Annotated in this window: 13 protein-coding genes and 1 CRISPR repeat array; of the genes, 7 read left to right on the plus strand and 6 right to left on the minus strand. The window is 38.1% G+C overall.

The features are described 5' to 3' along the window. The first annotated feature begins 287 nt into the window (after positions 1–287). Together H6G73_RS08220 and H6G73_RS08225 are read left to right on the plus strand one after the other, a co-directional pair. Positions 288–1358: a serine/threonine-protein kinase gene (locus H6G73_RS08220; protein WP_190603127.1), complete on the plus strand. Its 1071-nt coding sequence runs from the start codon at positions 288–290 to the stop codon at positions 1356–1358. A gap of 382 nt (positions 1359–1740) precedes the next feature. Beyond that, positions 1741–3786 carry a serine/threonine-protein kinase gene (locus tag H6G73_RS08225; RefSeq protein ID WP_190603193.1) on the plus strand — a complete coding sequence of 682 codons (2046 nt, stop codon included), beginning with the start codon at positions 1741–1743 and terminating at the stop codon, positions 3784–3786. 761 nt (positions 3787–4547) lie between these two features. Here H6G73_RS08225 and H6G73_RS08230 read toward each other — a convergent pair. Beyond that, positions 4548–5186 carry a transaldolase family protein gene (locus H6G73_RS08230; protein ID WP_190603130.1) on the minus strand — a complete coding sequence of 213 codons (639 nt, stop codon included), beginning with the start codon at positions 5184–5186 and terminating at the stop codon, positions 4548–4550. A gap of 99 nt (positions 5187–5285) precedes the next feature. Between H6G73_RS08230 and H6G73_RS08235 the strand changes: the two genes are divergently transcribed. Both H6G73_RS08235 and H6G73_RS08240 read left to right on the plus strand, forming a co-directional pair. Continuing rightward, positions 5286–7832: a sigma 54-interacting transcriptional regulator gene (locus H6G73_RS08235; RefSeq protein ID WP_190603196.1), complete on the plus strand. Its 2547-nt coding sequence runs from the start codon at positions 5286–5288 to the stop codon at positions 7830–7832. Positions 7833–7907: 75 nt separating this feature from the next. Continuing rightward, entirely contained in the window at positions 7908–8189 is a 282-nt protein-coding gene (locus tag H6G73_RS08240) for a hypothetical protein (protein ID WP_190603132.1), read from the plus strand. 70 nt (positions 8190–8259) lie between these two features. Here the strand turns inward: H6G73_RS08240 and H6G73_RS08245 are convergent, their stop codons facing one another. The 3 genes from H6G73_RS08245 to H6G73_RS08255 form a co-directional block, all read right to left on the minus strand. Next, positions 8260–9033 carry a hypothetical protein gene (locus H6G73_RS08245; RefSeq protein ID WP_190603134.1) on the minus strand — a complete coding sequence of 258 codons (774 nt, stop codon included), beginning with the start codon at positions 9031–9033 and terminating at the stop codon, positions 8260–8262. Positions 9034–9218: 185 nt separating this feature from the next. Continuing rightward, positions 9219–10301 (minus strand): WG repeat-containing protein, encoded by a 1083-nt coding sequence (locus H6G73_RS08250; RefSeq protein WP_190603135.1) that lies wholly within the window; start codon positions 10299–10301, stop codon positions 9219–9221. Positions 10302–10713: 412 nt separating this feature from the next. Continuing rightward, positions 10714–11547: a CRISPR direct-repeat array (repeat unit 37 nt; unit sequence GTTTTAAAACTCTATAATCCCTATTAGGGATTGAAAC). 290 nt (positions 11548–11837) lie between these two features. Further along, positions 11838–13241 carry an aromatic ring-hydroxylating dioxygenase subunit alpha gene (locus H6G73_RS08255; RefSeq protein ID WP_190603137.1) on the minus strand — a complete coding sequence of 468 codons (1404 nt, stop codon included), beginning with the start codon at positions 13239–13241 and terminating at the stop codon, positions 11838–11840. Positions 13242–13367: 126 nt separating this feature from the next. Here H6G73_RS08255 and H6G73_RS08260 point away from each other — a divergent pair, with 126 nt between their 5' ends. After that, positions 13368–14120: a PAP/fibrillin family protein gene (locus H6G73_RS08260; RefSeq protein WP_190603138.1), complete on the plus strand. Its 753-nt coding sequence runs from the start codon at positions 13368–13370 to the stop codon at positions 14118–14120. A gap of 74 nt (positions 14121–14194) precedes the next feature. Here H6G73_RS08260 and H6G73_RS08265 read toward each other — a convergent pair whose 3' ends face one another. Then, positions 14195–14602, minus strand: coding sequence for a hypothetical protein (locus H6G73_RS08265; protein WP_190603198.1), 408 nt, complete (start codon positions 14600–14602; stop codon positions 14195–14197). A gap of 629 nt (positions 14603–15231) precedes the next feature. Here H6G73_RS08265 and H6G73_RS08270 point away from each other — a divergent pair. Next, positions 15232–16110 (plus strand): 2OG-Fe(II) oxygenase, encoded by an 879-nt coding sequence (locus H6G73_RS08270; protein ID WP_190603140.1) that lies wholly within the window; start codon positions 15232–15234, stop codon positions 16108–16110. 81 nt (positions 16111–16191) lie between these two features. On the opposite strand, the gene psaK is transcribed toward H6G73_RS08270, so the two are convergent. Then, positions 16192–16452, minus strand: a complete 261-nt coding sequence (gene psaK / locus H6G73_RS08275) for a photosystem I reaction center subunit PsaK (RefSeq protein ID WP_190603142.1) — start codon at positions 16450–16452, stop codon at positions 16192–16194. 314 nt (positions 16453–16766) lie between these two features. Between psaK and H6G73_RS08280 the strand changes: the two genes are divergently transcribed. Beyond that, complete coding sequence (locus H6G73_RS08280) at positions 16767–17201, plus strand: SufE family protein (RefSeq protein WP_190603144.1); 435 nt, start codon at positions 16767–16769, stop codon at positions 17199–17201. Positions 17202–17234 lie beyond the last annotated feature (33 nt).

The following is a 17234-nucleotide window of genomic DNA, read 5'->3' on the forward strand; positions in this document are numbered from 1 at the left end:
AGAGGCGTTTAATATAGCGTTTCTACAGTCTTTTTAAGCGTTTAAGGTGAAAAATTTGCTTATTTTCTGCATCTACCTAACATAGTTCTCAAGGCAGAAATGAAAATCATAAAAACACATAAACTTCATACTCTAGGGTAGCTCGTCAGGAACAATTTCATAAAATTTTGGTTATTTTAAAATGAAAGACACCATAGTATCAAACAGACAAATATTTTGCAGCAGCTAATGGCACTAAACCGTAGATCGCATAAAATTGAAAATATAAATATGCTGTACCAAACACAATGAACCGCTTCGCTCATAACATCACTAATCTCAGGGATTATAATTTACAGCATACTCAGCTTAGTCAAATGTGTGGTTCTAAGCTGCTATTTCGTGGTTGTTATCAAATTTTACGAGTTTTAGGAAGGGGTGGCTTTGGGATTACCTTTTTAGCTCAAAATATGGTGTTACCAGGTCAACCTTTATGTGTTATTAAACAGCTTTGCCCTAAAATTACCAATGATAAAATCTGGAGAAGAGCTTGCCAACGCTTTGAAATTGAAGCTAAAACTTTAGCTCAATTAGGCAGCCATGCACAAATTCCCATGCTGATAGACTATTTTGAAGGCAATGGGGAATTGTATTTAGTCCAAGAATATATTCCTGGGTATACTCTAGCCAGAGAGGTCAGAAAAAATGGTGTTAAAACTGAATTAGAAGTTAAAAATTTTTTACGGGAAGTATTACCAGTTTTAAATTATCTCCATCAACAACATGTCATTCATCGCGATATTAAGCCACAAAATCTATTGCGATGCGAAGAAGACCAAAGAATTGTCTTGATTGATTTTGGCGCTGTCAAAGAAAAACTAGTACAAAATAGTTCTCATTCTAGTCATCTTGCTTCAACTAATTTTATTGGGACAATGGGCTTTGCCCCACCAGAACAGTTATCACTACGTCCAGTTTATGCTAGTGATATTTATGCTTTAGGAATAACTTGTATTTATTTATTAACTGGTAGAGGCCCATTAGACTTTGATTATAATCTCAATACTGGAGAATTATTTTGGCAACAGAGTGTGAGAGTTAGCTCTGATTTTGCTAGGATTCTAGATAAAATGGTCAAAGCTTCTTTGCACGAAAGATTTAAAAGTGCTCATGAAGTGATGGTAGCTTTAGATTGGGAAAATTCTTGGTATAAGTTGAATAGTTGTTTAACAAATCAACCATGTAGTCACACAAATCTACAAGTGCAGGAAACATCATCAGAATATATGTCACCTGCGACTCGCACAGCATTAGCTATTCGTTCTCGGAGAACTAGACATAAAAAATATCGCTCTTTCAGCAATTTTCATCCCCTCTGAAGATTTTTTCATTAAAGCATGAAAATCTACACACATTAAACTATTATCGTGTAATCATCAACTATCAAGCTAAAAACTTAATTTATTCAAATCTTCCAGTTTGCTATTTTTTTTAAAGTATTTATATATAGCAAATCTCATAGAGGTATATTCATCATTCCTTCAATTCAGTTGAGATATAATCAAAAATATATTTTTTAGACTCTCATGTTTTTCCTATTTTAGGAGAAATTACTATTATCTACACATGTTAAATATCACTAGTAATTCCCCAAATTATACCCAGGTATTGCTACTAAATCAATCCATGAGAGTTGATTTTTTTGGGGAACATGCAGTATAAACTCAGCGAAATTTGTCATGGAATCGCACCTATCAAGCCATGATTTGTTGCTTAAATCCCGATTGCCCAAATCCCCAGAATAAAGATGGTAATAAAGTTTGTCAAAGTTGCAACACTCCCTTAGTGCCGCTTTTACGAAATCGCTTTCGTGTGATTCGGGTACTTTCCGATGAAGGAGGATTTGGCAGAACTTATTTATCAGAAGATATTGATAAATTAAATGAACCATGTGTCATTAAACAATTAGCACCAAAATTTAATGGCACCTGGTCACAGAAGAAAGCAATGCAGTTGTTTGCAGAAGAAGCTAAACGATTGCAAGAGTTAGGTGAACATCCGCAAATACCTACATTAATAGCGTATTTTGAACAAGATGATTGTTTATATTTAGTCCAGCAGTTTATTAATGGTAATAATCTTTTAAAGGAGTTACAGCAGCGTAAAAATTATAAAGATTGGGATATTCAATCTATTTTGCTGGATTTATTGCCAGTAATTAAATTCATTCATGACCGGGGGGTAATTCATCGAGATATTAAGCCAGAAAATATTATTCGTCGTCAAAGCGATGGAAGGTTAACGCTGATTGATTTTGGTTCTTCTAAACAATTGAGGGCAAGAGTAAAGAGAAAAGTTGGTACTTCTATTGGTTCACATGGCTATTCTCCCATTGAACAAATCCGCGATGGCAAAGCATATCCATCCAGTGATTTATTTAGTTTGGGTGCAACTTGTTTTCATTTATTGACTGGCATTTCACCTTTCCAATTATGGATGGAACATGGTTATGGCTGGGTAACATCGTGGCAGAATTATTTACGATGTCCCTTAAGTCAAGAATTAGTTTATGTCATTGACAAGTTTTTACAAAAAGATATTCAAAATCGTTATCAATCAGCGGATGAAGCTATTAAGGATTTAACAAAGCACCATAATTATTTACTACCTCCAGCTAATAATACTATTACTCAAGCAATTCCTCAGAAAAAGTTAACTACTGGTATAGGATATGGAATTTTAAGAAATTGCTTTTTAGTTTTAGGAACATTTTTCTTTTTTGCGATGGGTGATGCTGGATATGAACAATTAAAACGGTTACAAATCACCATCGCTTCGAGTTTTAGCGAAACCCATAATAGTACAACTACTACAACTACAAAGGATGCTGTATTACATCAATCAGCAAAATTGTCTGCGGACAAGGTGAATTTAATCAAAACTCTTCCTGGTCATGAAGATTCTGTTGTATCTGTCACTGTGAGTCCAGATGGCAAAATCATTGCTAGTGGTGGAAATCACATGATTAAATTATGGAATTTGGCTACAGGTAAGGAAATCTCGACTTTGAAGGGACATTCACAAACTGTTAATGTAGTGGCTATTACCCCTAATGGTAAAACCTTAGTGAGTGGTAGTGATGATAGTAAGATTAAAATTTGGAATTTAAGTAATAAAAAGCTGATTCACACTTTACCTGGCCATGGTGATTCAGTACATACTTTGGCTATTAGTAATGATGGTAATACTTTGGTAAGTGGTGCAGATGATTACACGATTAAGGTATGGAATTTAGGGAATAGGCAGTTAAGTCGGACTTTAACAGGACATTCTTTTTGGGTAAGGTCTGTGGCTATTAGTCCTGATGGTATGACTTTAGCTAGCGGTGGGTTTGATAATTTTATCAAGTTGTGGGATATGGCTGAGGGAAAATCTATCTATACTTTCCCTCGTAATTCCCAAACTGTGACGGTGGTGGCTTTTAGTGCAGATGGAAAGATTTTAGCAAGTGGTAGTCGCGATCGCACGATTAGGTTATGGAATGTGGCCACAAAAGCTGAAATCCATGTTTTACTAGGACATACCAACACTGTCACCACTGTGGCTTTTAGTCCTGATGGGAAGATTTTGGCTAGTGGTAGTCGTGACCATACCATTAAGTTATGGGATGTGATGACTGGTAAAGAAATTCCTACGTCGATGAAACACGGTAATACAGTCACTTCCCTAGCTTTTAGTGGAGATGGAAAAACTTTGGTCAGTGGTGGGGAGGATAATCAAATTAAGATTTGGCGTTTGTTTGAATAGAATTGCTTTTGTTTCGCGCATATGCCGTAGGCATTCTCGTTCGCGTTAGCGTCTGCGAAGGAGAAGGGTAGACGCAAAAGGTTTTAACTTTTAATTGGTATTAGTTGTATACCCAAAAAAAGAGAGTGGGAGGAGGCATTATCAAGCGCCTGTCATCTCCCACTCTACTAGTTGCTGCTGAAGCGTTTCGGGAATATTCACAGACATTAACCGTTAATTAGGGGGGTAATTTGCAGGTTAACGGCAATGTCTATAGTGAGTGACTATTCCTATTGCAGCAAACTCTCGTTGTATTGATTTAATCGACAAATTTCACAGCAGCTTTGCTTGTCTTTGTCTCATTTAATGTAACTTGATTCATTTATCTATGGTTGCCAATTTGGCATTTTTGTTCATGTATTTTTTGGATGATGCTAATTTTAGAGAAACCAATATTTCTGTAAAATTCACACGTAAAACCACCAGTTAATTATAAAGAAACTGTTAGTAAACACAGAGAGTCGAAATACCCTATTTTTCAGTTAATTTGATTTTTGTGGCTTTAAATACAGTTTTTTGAGCAATGTTAATTGATATGTTTTTGCATCTTCCTAGAGGATGAATTCCCAAGTTGATAGATACAGTTGTTTAAACTTGGTGTTGGTAAAATATCCACGAGTATTCAATCAGAATAAAATCTGCTGTAAGCTTACATCCAATATCGATATTTTAGGGATGAGGGGCTGAACCTCTAATAGCCCCAAAGTCACAATGATAGGAATTTAAATTTTTAAACCAATACCGCTAGCAGCAAAGTCAGCTACAGTTTGCTCAGAAAGTTGGTGGGTGGCCATAGCTTGTAACATTGATAAAGGTAAAGTGAGATGATCTGCACCAGCTAGCAGAGATGCGGCTGCTTCTGATTGTGATTTGATGCTAGCTGCTAATATTTCTACACCACTACCTTTGAGAACATTTGCCATGTCCTGTACTAGGGCAATACCATCACCTAATAACCTTGTGGCACGATTAACATAGGCGATGGCAATTTTGGCACCTGCTTCTTTAGCTATTGTGGCTTGGGCGGGACTATAAATACCTGTGACGGAACAGGTGATTTCACTGGAGAGGGTAGCGACAACTTCAAAACCCACAGGTGTAGCGGGAATTTTTAAAATGGTTTGGGAACCGATAATATCAAAGGCTTTCCTAGCTTCGGTAATCATTCCCTGTTTATCACTAGATAGGAGTTGATAATACAGTGGCCCGGAAGTTAAAGCAGCCAAGGTTTTCAAGGTGGTTTCTGGTGGGGTTTGCGCTTGTGCTAATAATGTGGGGTTGGTGGTGATACCTTTAACCCAACCCCAATTTTGAACAATTTTTGCTTCTGAGGCGATCGCTGAATCTAAATACAATGCCATAACTGTTCTAGTATGATGTACAACTATTGAGCATAGCTATTTTGTCGGAAATTACAGCGACAATCTCTGTGATCAACAAGCCTACAGGGAGAACAGATGATGACATCTCCAGAAATTGTTCAATGGCTGCAAGAACGCACCACTTTAGGTATTCTCTCATGGGCAGTGTTGGATGCGATCGCCCAAATTATTGAAGAAAAAACTCTATCCCCTCAACAAAACCTAGTTAAGGAAGGAACTCACCCAGAGAATTTATATATTCTTGTTGATGGTCAACTAGACAGCGATACAACGAATAACCTTAACCCCGCTTTTGCTTGCGGCTTCCTTCCTGGTGCAGTTATTTACCTCAAAGAAATTCTCTTAGATGAACTAACTCCTTTTACCATCACCACCCTCAGTACATGTCATCTCTGGGTTGTTCCAGCCGAGAAATTACGCGCTTTAGTTAGCCAATACCCAGAAATTACTCAAGCCTTTTCCCGTATCCTGGCCCAGGAGTTAGCACAGTTAGCCTCTGCTTTAACCTATGAACAAGAACGTTTCATTGCCTTACGTCCCTATTTAGTCACCAAAGCTCAACGGGGAATTGTGGGGACAAGTCGCTATGCAGTGCGGTTACGGGAACAAATTCGTCAAGCTGCTAACGACCGTAAATCAGTGGAAATTTTTGGCGAACCTGGTTTAGAAAAAGATAACATTGCCGCCCTCATTCACTATAGCTCCCCCCGTCGTCGCGAACCAATTATTAAAATTAACTGTGGTATTCTCCAAACCAGTGGCATAGATTTATTTGGTCGCGCTGGTGGAAAACCAGGACTGGTGGAATGGGTGGGAGAAGGAACCTTAGTCTTGAATAATATTCAAGAACTACCCCCAGAATTATTACCTGCTGTTGTTCAATTACTCAAAACTAACACCTACACCCCTATTTCTCGTCCCGGAGAACCACCAGGGGAAAGCCGCACCAGCAAAGCGCGAATTCTCATGGTGGCAGAAAAAGCCTTACCATTGCTAGAACGTTGTGTAGGGCACAGTATTAAAGTTCCACCGCTGCGAGTGCGGAAAGCAGATATTAAGGCCCAGGTAGATTATTACACCAGCCTTTACACTCGTTCTAGAGGTTTAGCTAAACCCCGCATCACCCCAGAAGCCTTACGTCGTTTACAGTCCTACGATTTTCCAGGGAATTTAAAAGAGTTAAAAAACCTAGTGGAAAGGGCCATTGTCCAAGTGGGCAATGGCAAGGAATTAACAGAAGAAATTTTTTGGTCAGCAGAACCGAAGAAAAAGCAATTCCGCGTCAACTTATTAAACCTATATCCAGGTTTGCGGCGATTTTTGCGGAGTGACTGGTGGCCTGACCGTATCAACTATGGTTTTACAGCCATAGCTTTTCCCTTACTCATAGCTATTTTATTTTTAGGGCCACAAACACGCGATCGCAACTTTGGCTTAAATCTCTTTTGGGCTTGGTGGTGGCCTGTCTTCCTCTTTATCTTTCCCTTTTTAGGACGCATTTGGTGTTCCGTCTGTCCCTTCATGATTTACGGAGAAATCACTCAGAAACTGTCACTCAAACTCTTTCCCCGTACCCTCAAACGCTGGCCGAGAGAAAATGCCGAAAAATGGGGAGGTTGGTTTCTCTTTGGTTTATTTACCTTAATTTTCCTGTGGGAAGAACTATGGAATTTAGAAAATACAGCTTATCTTTCTGCCTGGTTATTATTATTAATCACCGCCGGGGCAATCATATTTTCTACTATTTATGAACGGCGGTTTTGGTGTCGCTATCTTTGTCCCATTGGTGGTATGAATGGCTTATTTGCTAAACTATCTATGACCGAACTTCGTGCCCAACAGGGCATTTGTTCTGCGAGTTGTAACACCTATCAATGTTATAAAGGCGGCCCCCAAAAAGGCGAAGGCATGGAAACAGATGGATGTCCTTTATATTCCCATCCTGCCCAATTAGAAGATAACAAAGACTGCGTTCTTTGTATGACCTGTTTAAAAGCTTGTCCCCATCGTTCCGTTGAATTTAACTTACGTCCCCCAGGAATTGAACTATGGACAACCCATGTTCCCCGCAGTTATGAAGTAGCATTATTATTATTGCTCCTGGGAGGAATATATTTACATCGCTTACCAGAAATCCAAACTTGGTTAGGATTAGAAATAGATTTAACTCAATTTTGGCCCCATTGTGGTTTATCATTCTTAGCTTTAATTATTCCCCCTAGCTTGACTTTTCTGGGATATGGGTTAATGAAAATATTCTCTCAGTTCTTTAATTTATTCAATTTCAACTGGTATAAACCAAAAGCATTTATTGAACTTGCCTATGGTTATTTACCATTAATCTTAGGGGGAAACTTAGCCCATTATTTGCGTTTGGGTTTAAACGAAGGTGGCAGAATTTTTGCCGTTACCTTTGCTACCTTTGGCTTTTCCGGTGATAATTTACCTATTTTAGTCGCTCATCCCGCAGTCATTGCTTTTTTACAAGGTGCAACTTTGATTTTTTCTGTGTTATTAACAATAGTTTTAACCCAAAAAATCGCTCGTCAACCCCTGCGGATGTTATTGTTTCAGCATTTCACCGCACTGGGTTTAGGTTTTAGTATGTGGTCGATTATTGTGTAATTTATTTTTTCTGTATTAGGGTGCAGAGAAGAACAGAGTTGGAGACTAAATTGCTCTCAAAGGTAGGATGAATCTATGTTTTCGGAAATTTATTACGTTGTGCGATTGCAAACTGATGGTAAGTATTTAATAGCACGTCCCGAAGGAGATACAACCGGATATTTGTTGATATTTCGAGAAAATTTTGATGCCCTTACCTATCTCAACACCCATGCTAGAGAAGTAGCAAACCGCTTTGCAGTAGAATCTGTAACTGGGACACAATTAGGACAGGTACTCCAACGTTGGGGTTTTCATGGTGTAGGAGTAGTCACCGACCCTTTATTACCCAAAGTTGAATTTTTACAGCATCCTTAACAGCAATATCACTCGAAAATCGACCAGTAGGGTGCGTTTTCATAACGCACCTCCACAACTTTAAAACACCCTAAGCAGACTTGAAAAACCTAATAATTTCCCGCACATTATCCAAAAATTGACCATCAGTAGAAAGTTGTGCGATCGCATTTCTCGCTTCTCTAGATAAACGTTCATGCTCTGATTGATTAGTAGCACGAAATTCTTCTAAATTCGCCATAATTCTTGCTAACTCTCTCCTCGTTTCTTCACTAAAACGTTGATTAGTTGCCGCTAGAGAATAGGGCTGTTCAACATTTAGTTGATCTTCTAGATTTCGGACTTTCTCTTCTAACTCATAAAACCGACTGCGGAGTTCCAAAATATCTTCACGAGGATAGGTAAAACCTTGGCGAATCATCGTTAATCGCGTGTATAAATATTCATAAGCACTAATCGCTGGACGTAGTAAAGTTAACAATAAAGCCGCACCAGAACTGATATAACCTACTGCACTAATTCCCGTAGCAGCTAAGACATATAAACCAATAGCAGACAAAATATGCAAACCAATTGCTAACCAGAAAGACCTCTGTGCTAACAATCTCACATATCTAACTTGTTTCTCATCTACAGGAATATTTCTTTCAATTGACTGGGCCGCTTCTGCTAACACCCCCTTGGCTTGAAAATGCACATTCCAAGGCACAGTTACAATCACTAATAACCACCAAAAACTGGCACCACCAATGACCCAATCTAAAAAACTACCCGCAGGTACATTGAACCATTGCAACACACCAAAAGCCAGTAAAACTACAACTACAATTCCTACAATAGAACTGATAAAAAAATTGAAATACATATTATTCCTGGGAAAAACTATTAACTTTATCTTGGCTATAAGTTACTAGTTATACTAATCTATCTGTGATAGTTTTTCTAGTAGCACAAGATATAGGTGATATGTGACAGAGGAAATTTATAGCTACCAATAGAGGTAGAATTGCAGCAGAAAAGCCAAAATCCTGTAAATATCTTTTGTCCATTCTACTTTTTACCAGGCAAGCCAATATAACCCCATTTATTACCTACCTTCACAGGAGCAAGATTTTCGGAAAAAGCAGAAACATCTGCAAATTGAGTAGAAATAGCAACCTTGCCAGATTTATCTATATATCCACAGGCATTTTCTCCACTACAAAACGGGGCTAAACCTTGAGAAAAAGCAGATGGCACCAGCAAATTAGGTGGAATCACAAACTTACCCGTTTTATCAATAAACCCAAAAGAACCACCAGAACTACCCGGTTTATTTTCAGCTAAAGCTAATCCTTCCGAGAAAGGATATACAACTCTAAATTGTGGTGGAATTATTACCTGACCTTGAGAATTAATAAAGCCAAAACCTTGAGCATTACCCACAGGCAATAAATTTTCAGAAAATACAGATAATGGTGCACTGCTGCGGAAATTATTCCTTAAAGTTCTCACAACCGTGCCGCTTTTATTAATGATAGTTTCTTCACCTATCACAGCCAATCCTTGGGAAAATTTATTGCCAGTACAACCAAATCTATGACTAAAAATAGTTTTCCCCTGCGGATTAATATACATTCCTTTTACACCTCTTGCTAGAGGTTCTCCCACCGCAGCTAAACCTTCAGAAAAATCATCAGCACAAGTAAATTTTGGTGGAATGACAAACTTACCTTGTTTATTAATATATCCCCACTTTTCACCCACTTTTACAGGTGCTAAACCTTGAGAAAAATTACCAGGATAACGCATCCGCAGCGGTTGTTTATCCATTGCAGATAAATTAAACAAAGGCACAGGAGCATCTACATCATAGCCATCAAACTGAGCAGGAATGACCAGTTTACCTTGTTTATCGATATATCCCCACTTTTCACCAATTTTCACTCTTGCCAAGCCTTCAGAAAAAGGTGAAGCATAATCAAATTGAGCCGGAATTAATAGTTTCACTTGGTTACTTGGTTTTGATGTATTTTTCTGTGAAAATGCCACGTTATCAAGAATAGGAACTGCCAATAAACTAACTACACATACCCCTAGTAATTTAACGAGTGAATATTGCTTTTCATTAGTTGAATTATTGAAATCATTCATATGCTATGACCCTGGTTATATGGTATAATTACTATTACTTGATATTCATGACTAAAAATCTACTTAATTAGATTCTCTGAATCAACCACTTTGTTAACTGTCATAAATATTGCGATCGCTTCAGGTACATAGACAGCAAATTTAGTGTTTTGGGTCAAGTCTTGCGCGGATGGGTAGGTGTAAAAATTTTTGTCGTTGCCAAATAGCTTCTATTGCCTATGTTGTCAGGACTTCCGGTAATACTGAGCCAATTCACATCCGTGCAAACCTGGAAAGACTTACTAGATAAAGGTTTGCGGTGTTTTGTTCAGTTGAGTCTCTTGTCAATCAACAGCGCAAATGCTACTATTGTTATTGAATCGCGCAACTGCACCTTGAAAACTAAATATAATAAGGGTTTCCAGCTTCCGCAGTTTTAAAACTCTATAATCCCTATTAGGGATTGAAACCTTCCATTCGCTCAATGTTGACTGGGCAACTCCAGGTTTTAAAACTCTATAATCCCTATTAGGGATTGAAACACGGTAGAGGCACAGGCGCAAAAGGCATCTGTTTCAGCCGTTTTAAAACTCTATAATCCCTATTAGGGATTGAAACGAACGGAAGTTCCTTCCAGGAAAAATACATAATGGTTTTAAAACTCTATAATCCCTATTAGGGATTGAAACACACCAAGATTTCAATCACAACTTGATAACGGCTATGTTTTAAAACTCTATAATCCCTATTAGGGATTGAAACTGCTTGCTTCATCCCTTGTGTAATTAACGTCTAACGTTTTAAAACTCTATAATCCCTATTAGGGATTGAAACTCCTAACACCTCCAGAAAGCCATCAAGTTTTCTTGTTTTAAAACTCTATAATCCCTATTAGGGATTGAAACATGATAATAATCTCCATTTTGGTGGAACTGAAGTTTTAAAACTCTATAATCCCTATTAGGGATTGAAACCCTGGTATTCTGGTAAGTACAAGCGATAGTTATTCCTTGTTTTAAAACTCTATAATCCCTATTAGGGATTGAAACTTGCCTATGTAAAATAAGTCTTATCGTTATGAGTTTTAAAACTCTATAATCCCTATTAGGGATTGAAACGATAATCACAATTCTGCCTGAATCATCGACCTCTATAGTTTTAAAACTCTATAATCCCTATTAGGGATTGAAACTCGCGTGGCGAAATAAACCTTACCTTTACCAATAAAATGTTTTAAAACTCTATAATCCCTATTAGAGATTGAAACCTAATCAAAAACAACCATTTGCGGTGCGTTAAGCGTTGCTGTAACGCACCCTACTGGACTGTATAAACCAAATCTGTGCATTAAGAAAGACCGAAAATTTTGATTATCTAATAGACCCTTTGCAAAAGTAATTCTTTGTGTTCTCTTCTGGAGCGCCTTTGCGTCTCTGCGTGAAACAAAAAAATATTTAATGCAAAAAGTCTAATAAATATTTCAACAATCTAATGCACAAATTTAGCCATGTAAATCCACGACAAAAAGTATCTCTTCGCGCTGCCACCTATCACCTGCTATAAATTCCGGGGTGGAATTTCCTCACCTTGATAAAACCGTTCTTCCAACTTACCCAAAGCAAACCAAATCCCTGCACCACTAATGACAGCTAAACTTAAAATACTGCCGATAATCACATCTAGTGAATGATAGAAAAACATCAATAAAGGTAACAGCGACCAAATTAAAATTGTTCCCCCAGCTATTCCCAAACGAATCTTTTTCAAGTTAGTTAAAGCTTGCCTACAACTAGCACAATGTTTGGTGTGAGAATGATATCTATCAAGCAAAACTTCTTTGGATAGTGCTGGTGATAAAGTTTGACCAGGAAAGGGGTCAATACTATATTGATTTACCCAAGAACGTAATTGAAAGACAAATAAATCGGCTTTGGTTGGTAAATAAAACGCCTTGGTAAAGTTGTGGCTACCACCCTTTTGTTCAAGATATCTTTCTTGATGATGGAGGAAAATTTGGTCATCTTCTAAAACTCGGTTTTGACCAATGTGAGAGTACCAACGGGGAGTTAATTTTAAAAATAATGCTGGTATTTTTGAGGAAAACTTAAAGGGGAAACGCGCAAATAATCGACATTGACCTTTGCGAATGGGAGTAGCATAAACTACGGTGAGTGTCCGTCCAAATTGTTTAGAGGTGAGGTCATGCCACATTAAACCAGGGGCAATAAATGTGGTATTTTGTCTGCCTAAAGTACCTTTACGTGGGCCTTCTGCCCATGTACCTTTAAATCCCCATTTTCCTGATTCTACAACTTCCAACTCTACAGGGGCAACGTTAGCTCTATTACCAACTGTTTTATGGTGGGTATAGGGAATATGACTAGAATCTAAGACGTTTTCCATCAAGGTTAAGGCATCATAGGGTAAGTCACGAAAGGTATTGAGACATACCCAACCTTCTGTATCTTCTTCCAAAACATCAACAATTGGGACTTTGGTGTTAGCTGCGTTTTCTGGACTACCAGGATAAACAAACAACAGTCCTTGACGAACTGTGGTCGGTAGAGAAGGGACACAAGCACGCTGAGAGGTTTCCGCTTTGCTATCAGGGGTTTGTTGGGGGATAATTTCACATTTACCTGTACCTGAAAAGGCCCAACCGTGATATGGGCATTCTAACCAACCGCTTTCGTTAATTCTTCCTTCGGATAATGGTGCTAAACGGTGGGGACATTGATCTAAAAATACTTGCCATGTTTGCTGGTTTTTGTCCCACCAAATGACAATATCCCGTTCTAACAGGGTGAAGCGGGTAGGTTGGGATTTGTCTAAGTCTTCTACATAGTGGACAGGATACCAAACTTCTTGCCAATCAAAACGGTCTGGGTCGAGTCCACCTGCGGTTAGTTCGGCTGTTACTTGGGGATGGGATGTGGCTGATTCGAGAATACTATTGGACATGGTGGAATCAACTTTATTTTTCGCTCTACCAAGAATGTAACAATTTTTTAAGCATCCTGACGGTAGAGGGGAAAATTCTGTCGGTTGTCTAAATTAATATCAAGTGAGTAAAAACGGTTTAAGGCTATGGTAGTAGATACGGGAAATGTTGCTGCGGCAAAAGCTGCTTTACGTCAAGCTTTGACTGCTTGTGGTGGGAATACTAAGGACGAGACTGTATTAGCGGCAATAACTAATCTCCAAACTCTCAACCCTACTCCAGCACCTACCCATAGTGGTCAGTTACTCGATAGTAATTGGTTGTTGATTAGTGCCCCAAGTTTTCCCCAAGGTGAACAACTTGCAGATGGTAGATTTGCTTATACTTTGGGTCGGTTGGCTTTTAATATGTTTCAACCCACAAAGTTAAGGGTGGTAATTGACCGAGTTTTTCAACCTGTGCGCTATTTGGGACAGGGGGAACAGCAAAGTCACGATATTGTGGTGGAATTTACTACTATTGATGAGTCTGTACCGCAGTTGCGGGGAATTGTTCGTAATTTGGGAGTATGTCAACCTGCAAGTGATACGGCTTTGCAAGTGCAGTTTACGGGGGGAGTTTTAACACCTCAAGATATGGGTCAAATAGAGGAATGGAGAAGGGTATTTGGTGAACAGGGTAAACCTGAGGAGACAAGTTTAAAAGAGAAGTTCCAGACTTGGTTATTGAAATTGATGTTTGGTTTGGTTCCCCCGGAGGGAATGAATTTGGATACGGGGGAAATTCGTTTTACAATGAAGCGATCGCCTAAAGGTAATTTGGAAATTCTGTATCTAGATGAGGAATTACGCATCACTCGCGGGGAAAAGGGAACTGTGTTAGTGTGTGAGCGAGTGTAGTTGTTGCAGGATATTCTGTTTCTTGCCCTGATATTCCACAATATAGCCGTAAACAAGGGCAGAGAATACCCAAACTAGAGAATTAGGTAACTGTGCCAAACTGGTGGTTTATCGGGGTCTGTGGACTCTGGAAGTAATAAACGCCAACTTTTACCTTCCCGTTGAATTTGCAGATATAAGTCAAAAGGTTTTTTAGCTTGGGTAAAGCTGCGGTTTGGTAACTTTACTGTCAGGTCATAGGTTCCACTGACCCGATATGCTGGTAAGTTTTCTACGCTAAAGGACTTTTGCTGCTTAATAGACAGTCGCTTAATATCGAACTGCTGAAAGTCTACACCTAGTTTTTCACTCAGTTGTTTTTCGGTTTGTTCTAGCTGGAGTGCGATCGCTTTCTGAACTAATTCAGGAGTTGGTATTAGCACCAATGTGCTACACGCTGTCACTAGCATCAGCAGAATTGCTATCACAACTAACCGCACCATATTATCTCTCATATTATCGCTCCAGCGATAGTATATCAGTATTTTTTATGCTGATCAGCTAAAAAGTATTTAATTTGCATATCTCTAGTTCATCAAATTCTTTTTTATTCTTTATTTTCTTTATTTAAATTGTTGCATATTTACTGTCAATATTGCATTGGCATAATCCATAATTAGCGCAATTATATTACCTGAGTGGTATATAGGAAAAAGTAGAGCAGGTTATTGTTTAAAAGCCAAAGCTCACCCAACAATATTATGCAACATATTGGCAATTCAATATTATCTTGTTGATATTTATTGGCTTTTCAGTACATTAATCACATGGGATTAAGATTTAGGAAATATTAATGTATTTTCGCCATTGTAATTACATATAAGCAATGGCAAACGCATATTTTTCCTAGATTATGTGAATCACAAGTAGATATAACAGGTGCATTTACAAGCCATATTAACTGCTAATTATTTATAGCTAACTTAGACAAAAGCAGATGAAAACAGATAATCATGCAAATTATTGATTTTCATGATTATATGCAGCCTGAAATTTCTATATCTAAGTTTTTGTTAATGTCCTAAATGCTTTGTCTATAGCTATAACAGCAACAATTAAAGGAAATAACTCTGTGGATAGATTTTTACTCAAGGTTAGGCATAAGTTTTTACAAACAATTGCTCAACATCCTCTGATAAAAAGCTATATTGACCAAAATTATCAAAGAAAAATCAACCAACATAGTCAAAATTTACCTATTCTAAATATGGAATCGCTCAAGTTAATTGAGAAAATTCAACAAGATGGAGTAGCGATAACTTCATTATCAGAATTGGGGATTAAAGATACTGAAAAAATGTTGGTTGTAGCACAAAAGTTAGCTAAAGAATTAGTACAACTTGAAGCTGAATCTGTACAGAATTACGTAATTCATGCTAGTTGTGAGGAAATGAGCAGATTTCCCCAGATATTTCTCTGGGGAATTGACCCTAAACTATTAAATATTGTAGAAAATTATCTTGGTTTATCTGTTGCTTATCAAGGTGCTTATTTACGTAGGGATATTGCCAACGGGTTAGAAATTGGTTCAAGATTATGGCATATTGATCAAGAAGACCGTAGAGTGATCAAAATTATTATTTATCTGGATGACGTTGATGAAGAAAACGGGCCTTTTCAATATCTTCCCTATGATATCAGTTTAAAAATAGCCCAAACTATCAAATATACTTCTGGCTACCTTTCTGACCAAACGATGCAAAAATTGATATCCCCTAAATCTTATCATTCATGTACAGGAGTAGGGGGAACAGTGATTTTTGCTGCTACTAGCAGTATTTTTCATCGTGGCAAACCACCGATTAATCGGGATAGATTAGCAATATTCTATGATTACACTTCTAAAAGCTATAAACAAAGATTCTATGGTACACCGACTCTACCCTATCGTGATTTACGTTTGATAGCGCGAAACCTATCAGAACAACAAAGAAATTGTATTTTTTGGTAAAATTTTGCAGCTATAAAAAAAGCCAGAAACATATGTTTCTGGCTGATAAATCAAAAATATAGGCAGACAGGATGTAAAAAATTAGAATCTACCAAGATAGTGCAATCCTAAGATAATACCTACACCGAGAATATGACCAAAAGCCGCTGTTGCTAAAACCGCAGGTAAGCCAAAACCACCAAAGAAATTACCAGCTGGTAAAGCAGGTTCAGCATTGGGGTATTGAATTGTAAATTTAGCAAAAACGATCGCAATGAGGTTGGCTGTGATCATAATCAAGCCAATGGAGGGAGTCCACTCTAAGGGTGCGGTTGCAGCAGCTAGTAAGGTTGAGGTCAACACCTGATACGCTCCTGAGACTTTTGTATGTTTGACAATAAGGGCAGTTGAGAAACGAAGATGATCGACTCAACTTCAAGGTTGTTTAGCTTAATGTACATATAATCTGAAAATTTCCGAAGAAAATTCAAGAAAAATCTTCACTTTGCAGCATTTTTTAACAGTTATTCTCAATACTTAACAAAAATGCCGGGGGTCAATTGCGGTCTGTGCGACCGATGATACCTGAAGCGAGGGTGATGACAACAAATCCAGAGGCGATCGCTCTACAAATAATTTAAACTCAAGGTGATAGTGATTATTTCCTGAATCTATTTATGTCCTCAACTCTTGACTCCTTACCACCCGCACTAGCTAAGATTGTGCAACGCTTTCAACGTGCGGCTGACCCAAAGCGGCGTTATGAACAGCTAATTTGGTATGCTCAAAAGTTGTCAGAGTTCCCCGAAGCAGATAAACTTCCAGAACACAAAGTTCCTGGTTGTGTTTCTCAGGTATATGTCACTGCATCTCTACAGGATGGTAAAGTTTTGTTTCAAGGCGATTCTGACTCTCAGTTAACCAAGGGTTTAGTCGCTTTGTTGATTGAAGGTTTAAACGGACTCACACCCACAGAAATTGTGCAACTGACACCTGATTTTATTCAAGCCACCGGTTTAAATGTCAGTTTGACCCCTTCTCGCGCTAATGGCTTTTACAATATTTTCAAAACCATGCAGAAAAAAGCATTGGAATGCAAGTTAGAGAACTAGCAGATAGGTGAGTGTCAAATCAGGGTTAGTTAA

It is taken from the genome of Richelia sinica FACHB-800 (assembly GCF_014698825.1).
Lineage (GTDB): Bacteria > Cyanobacteriota > Cyanobacteriia > Cyanobacteriales > Nostocaceae > FACHB-800.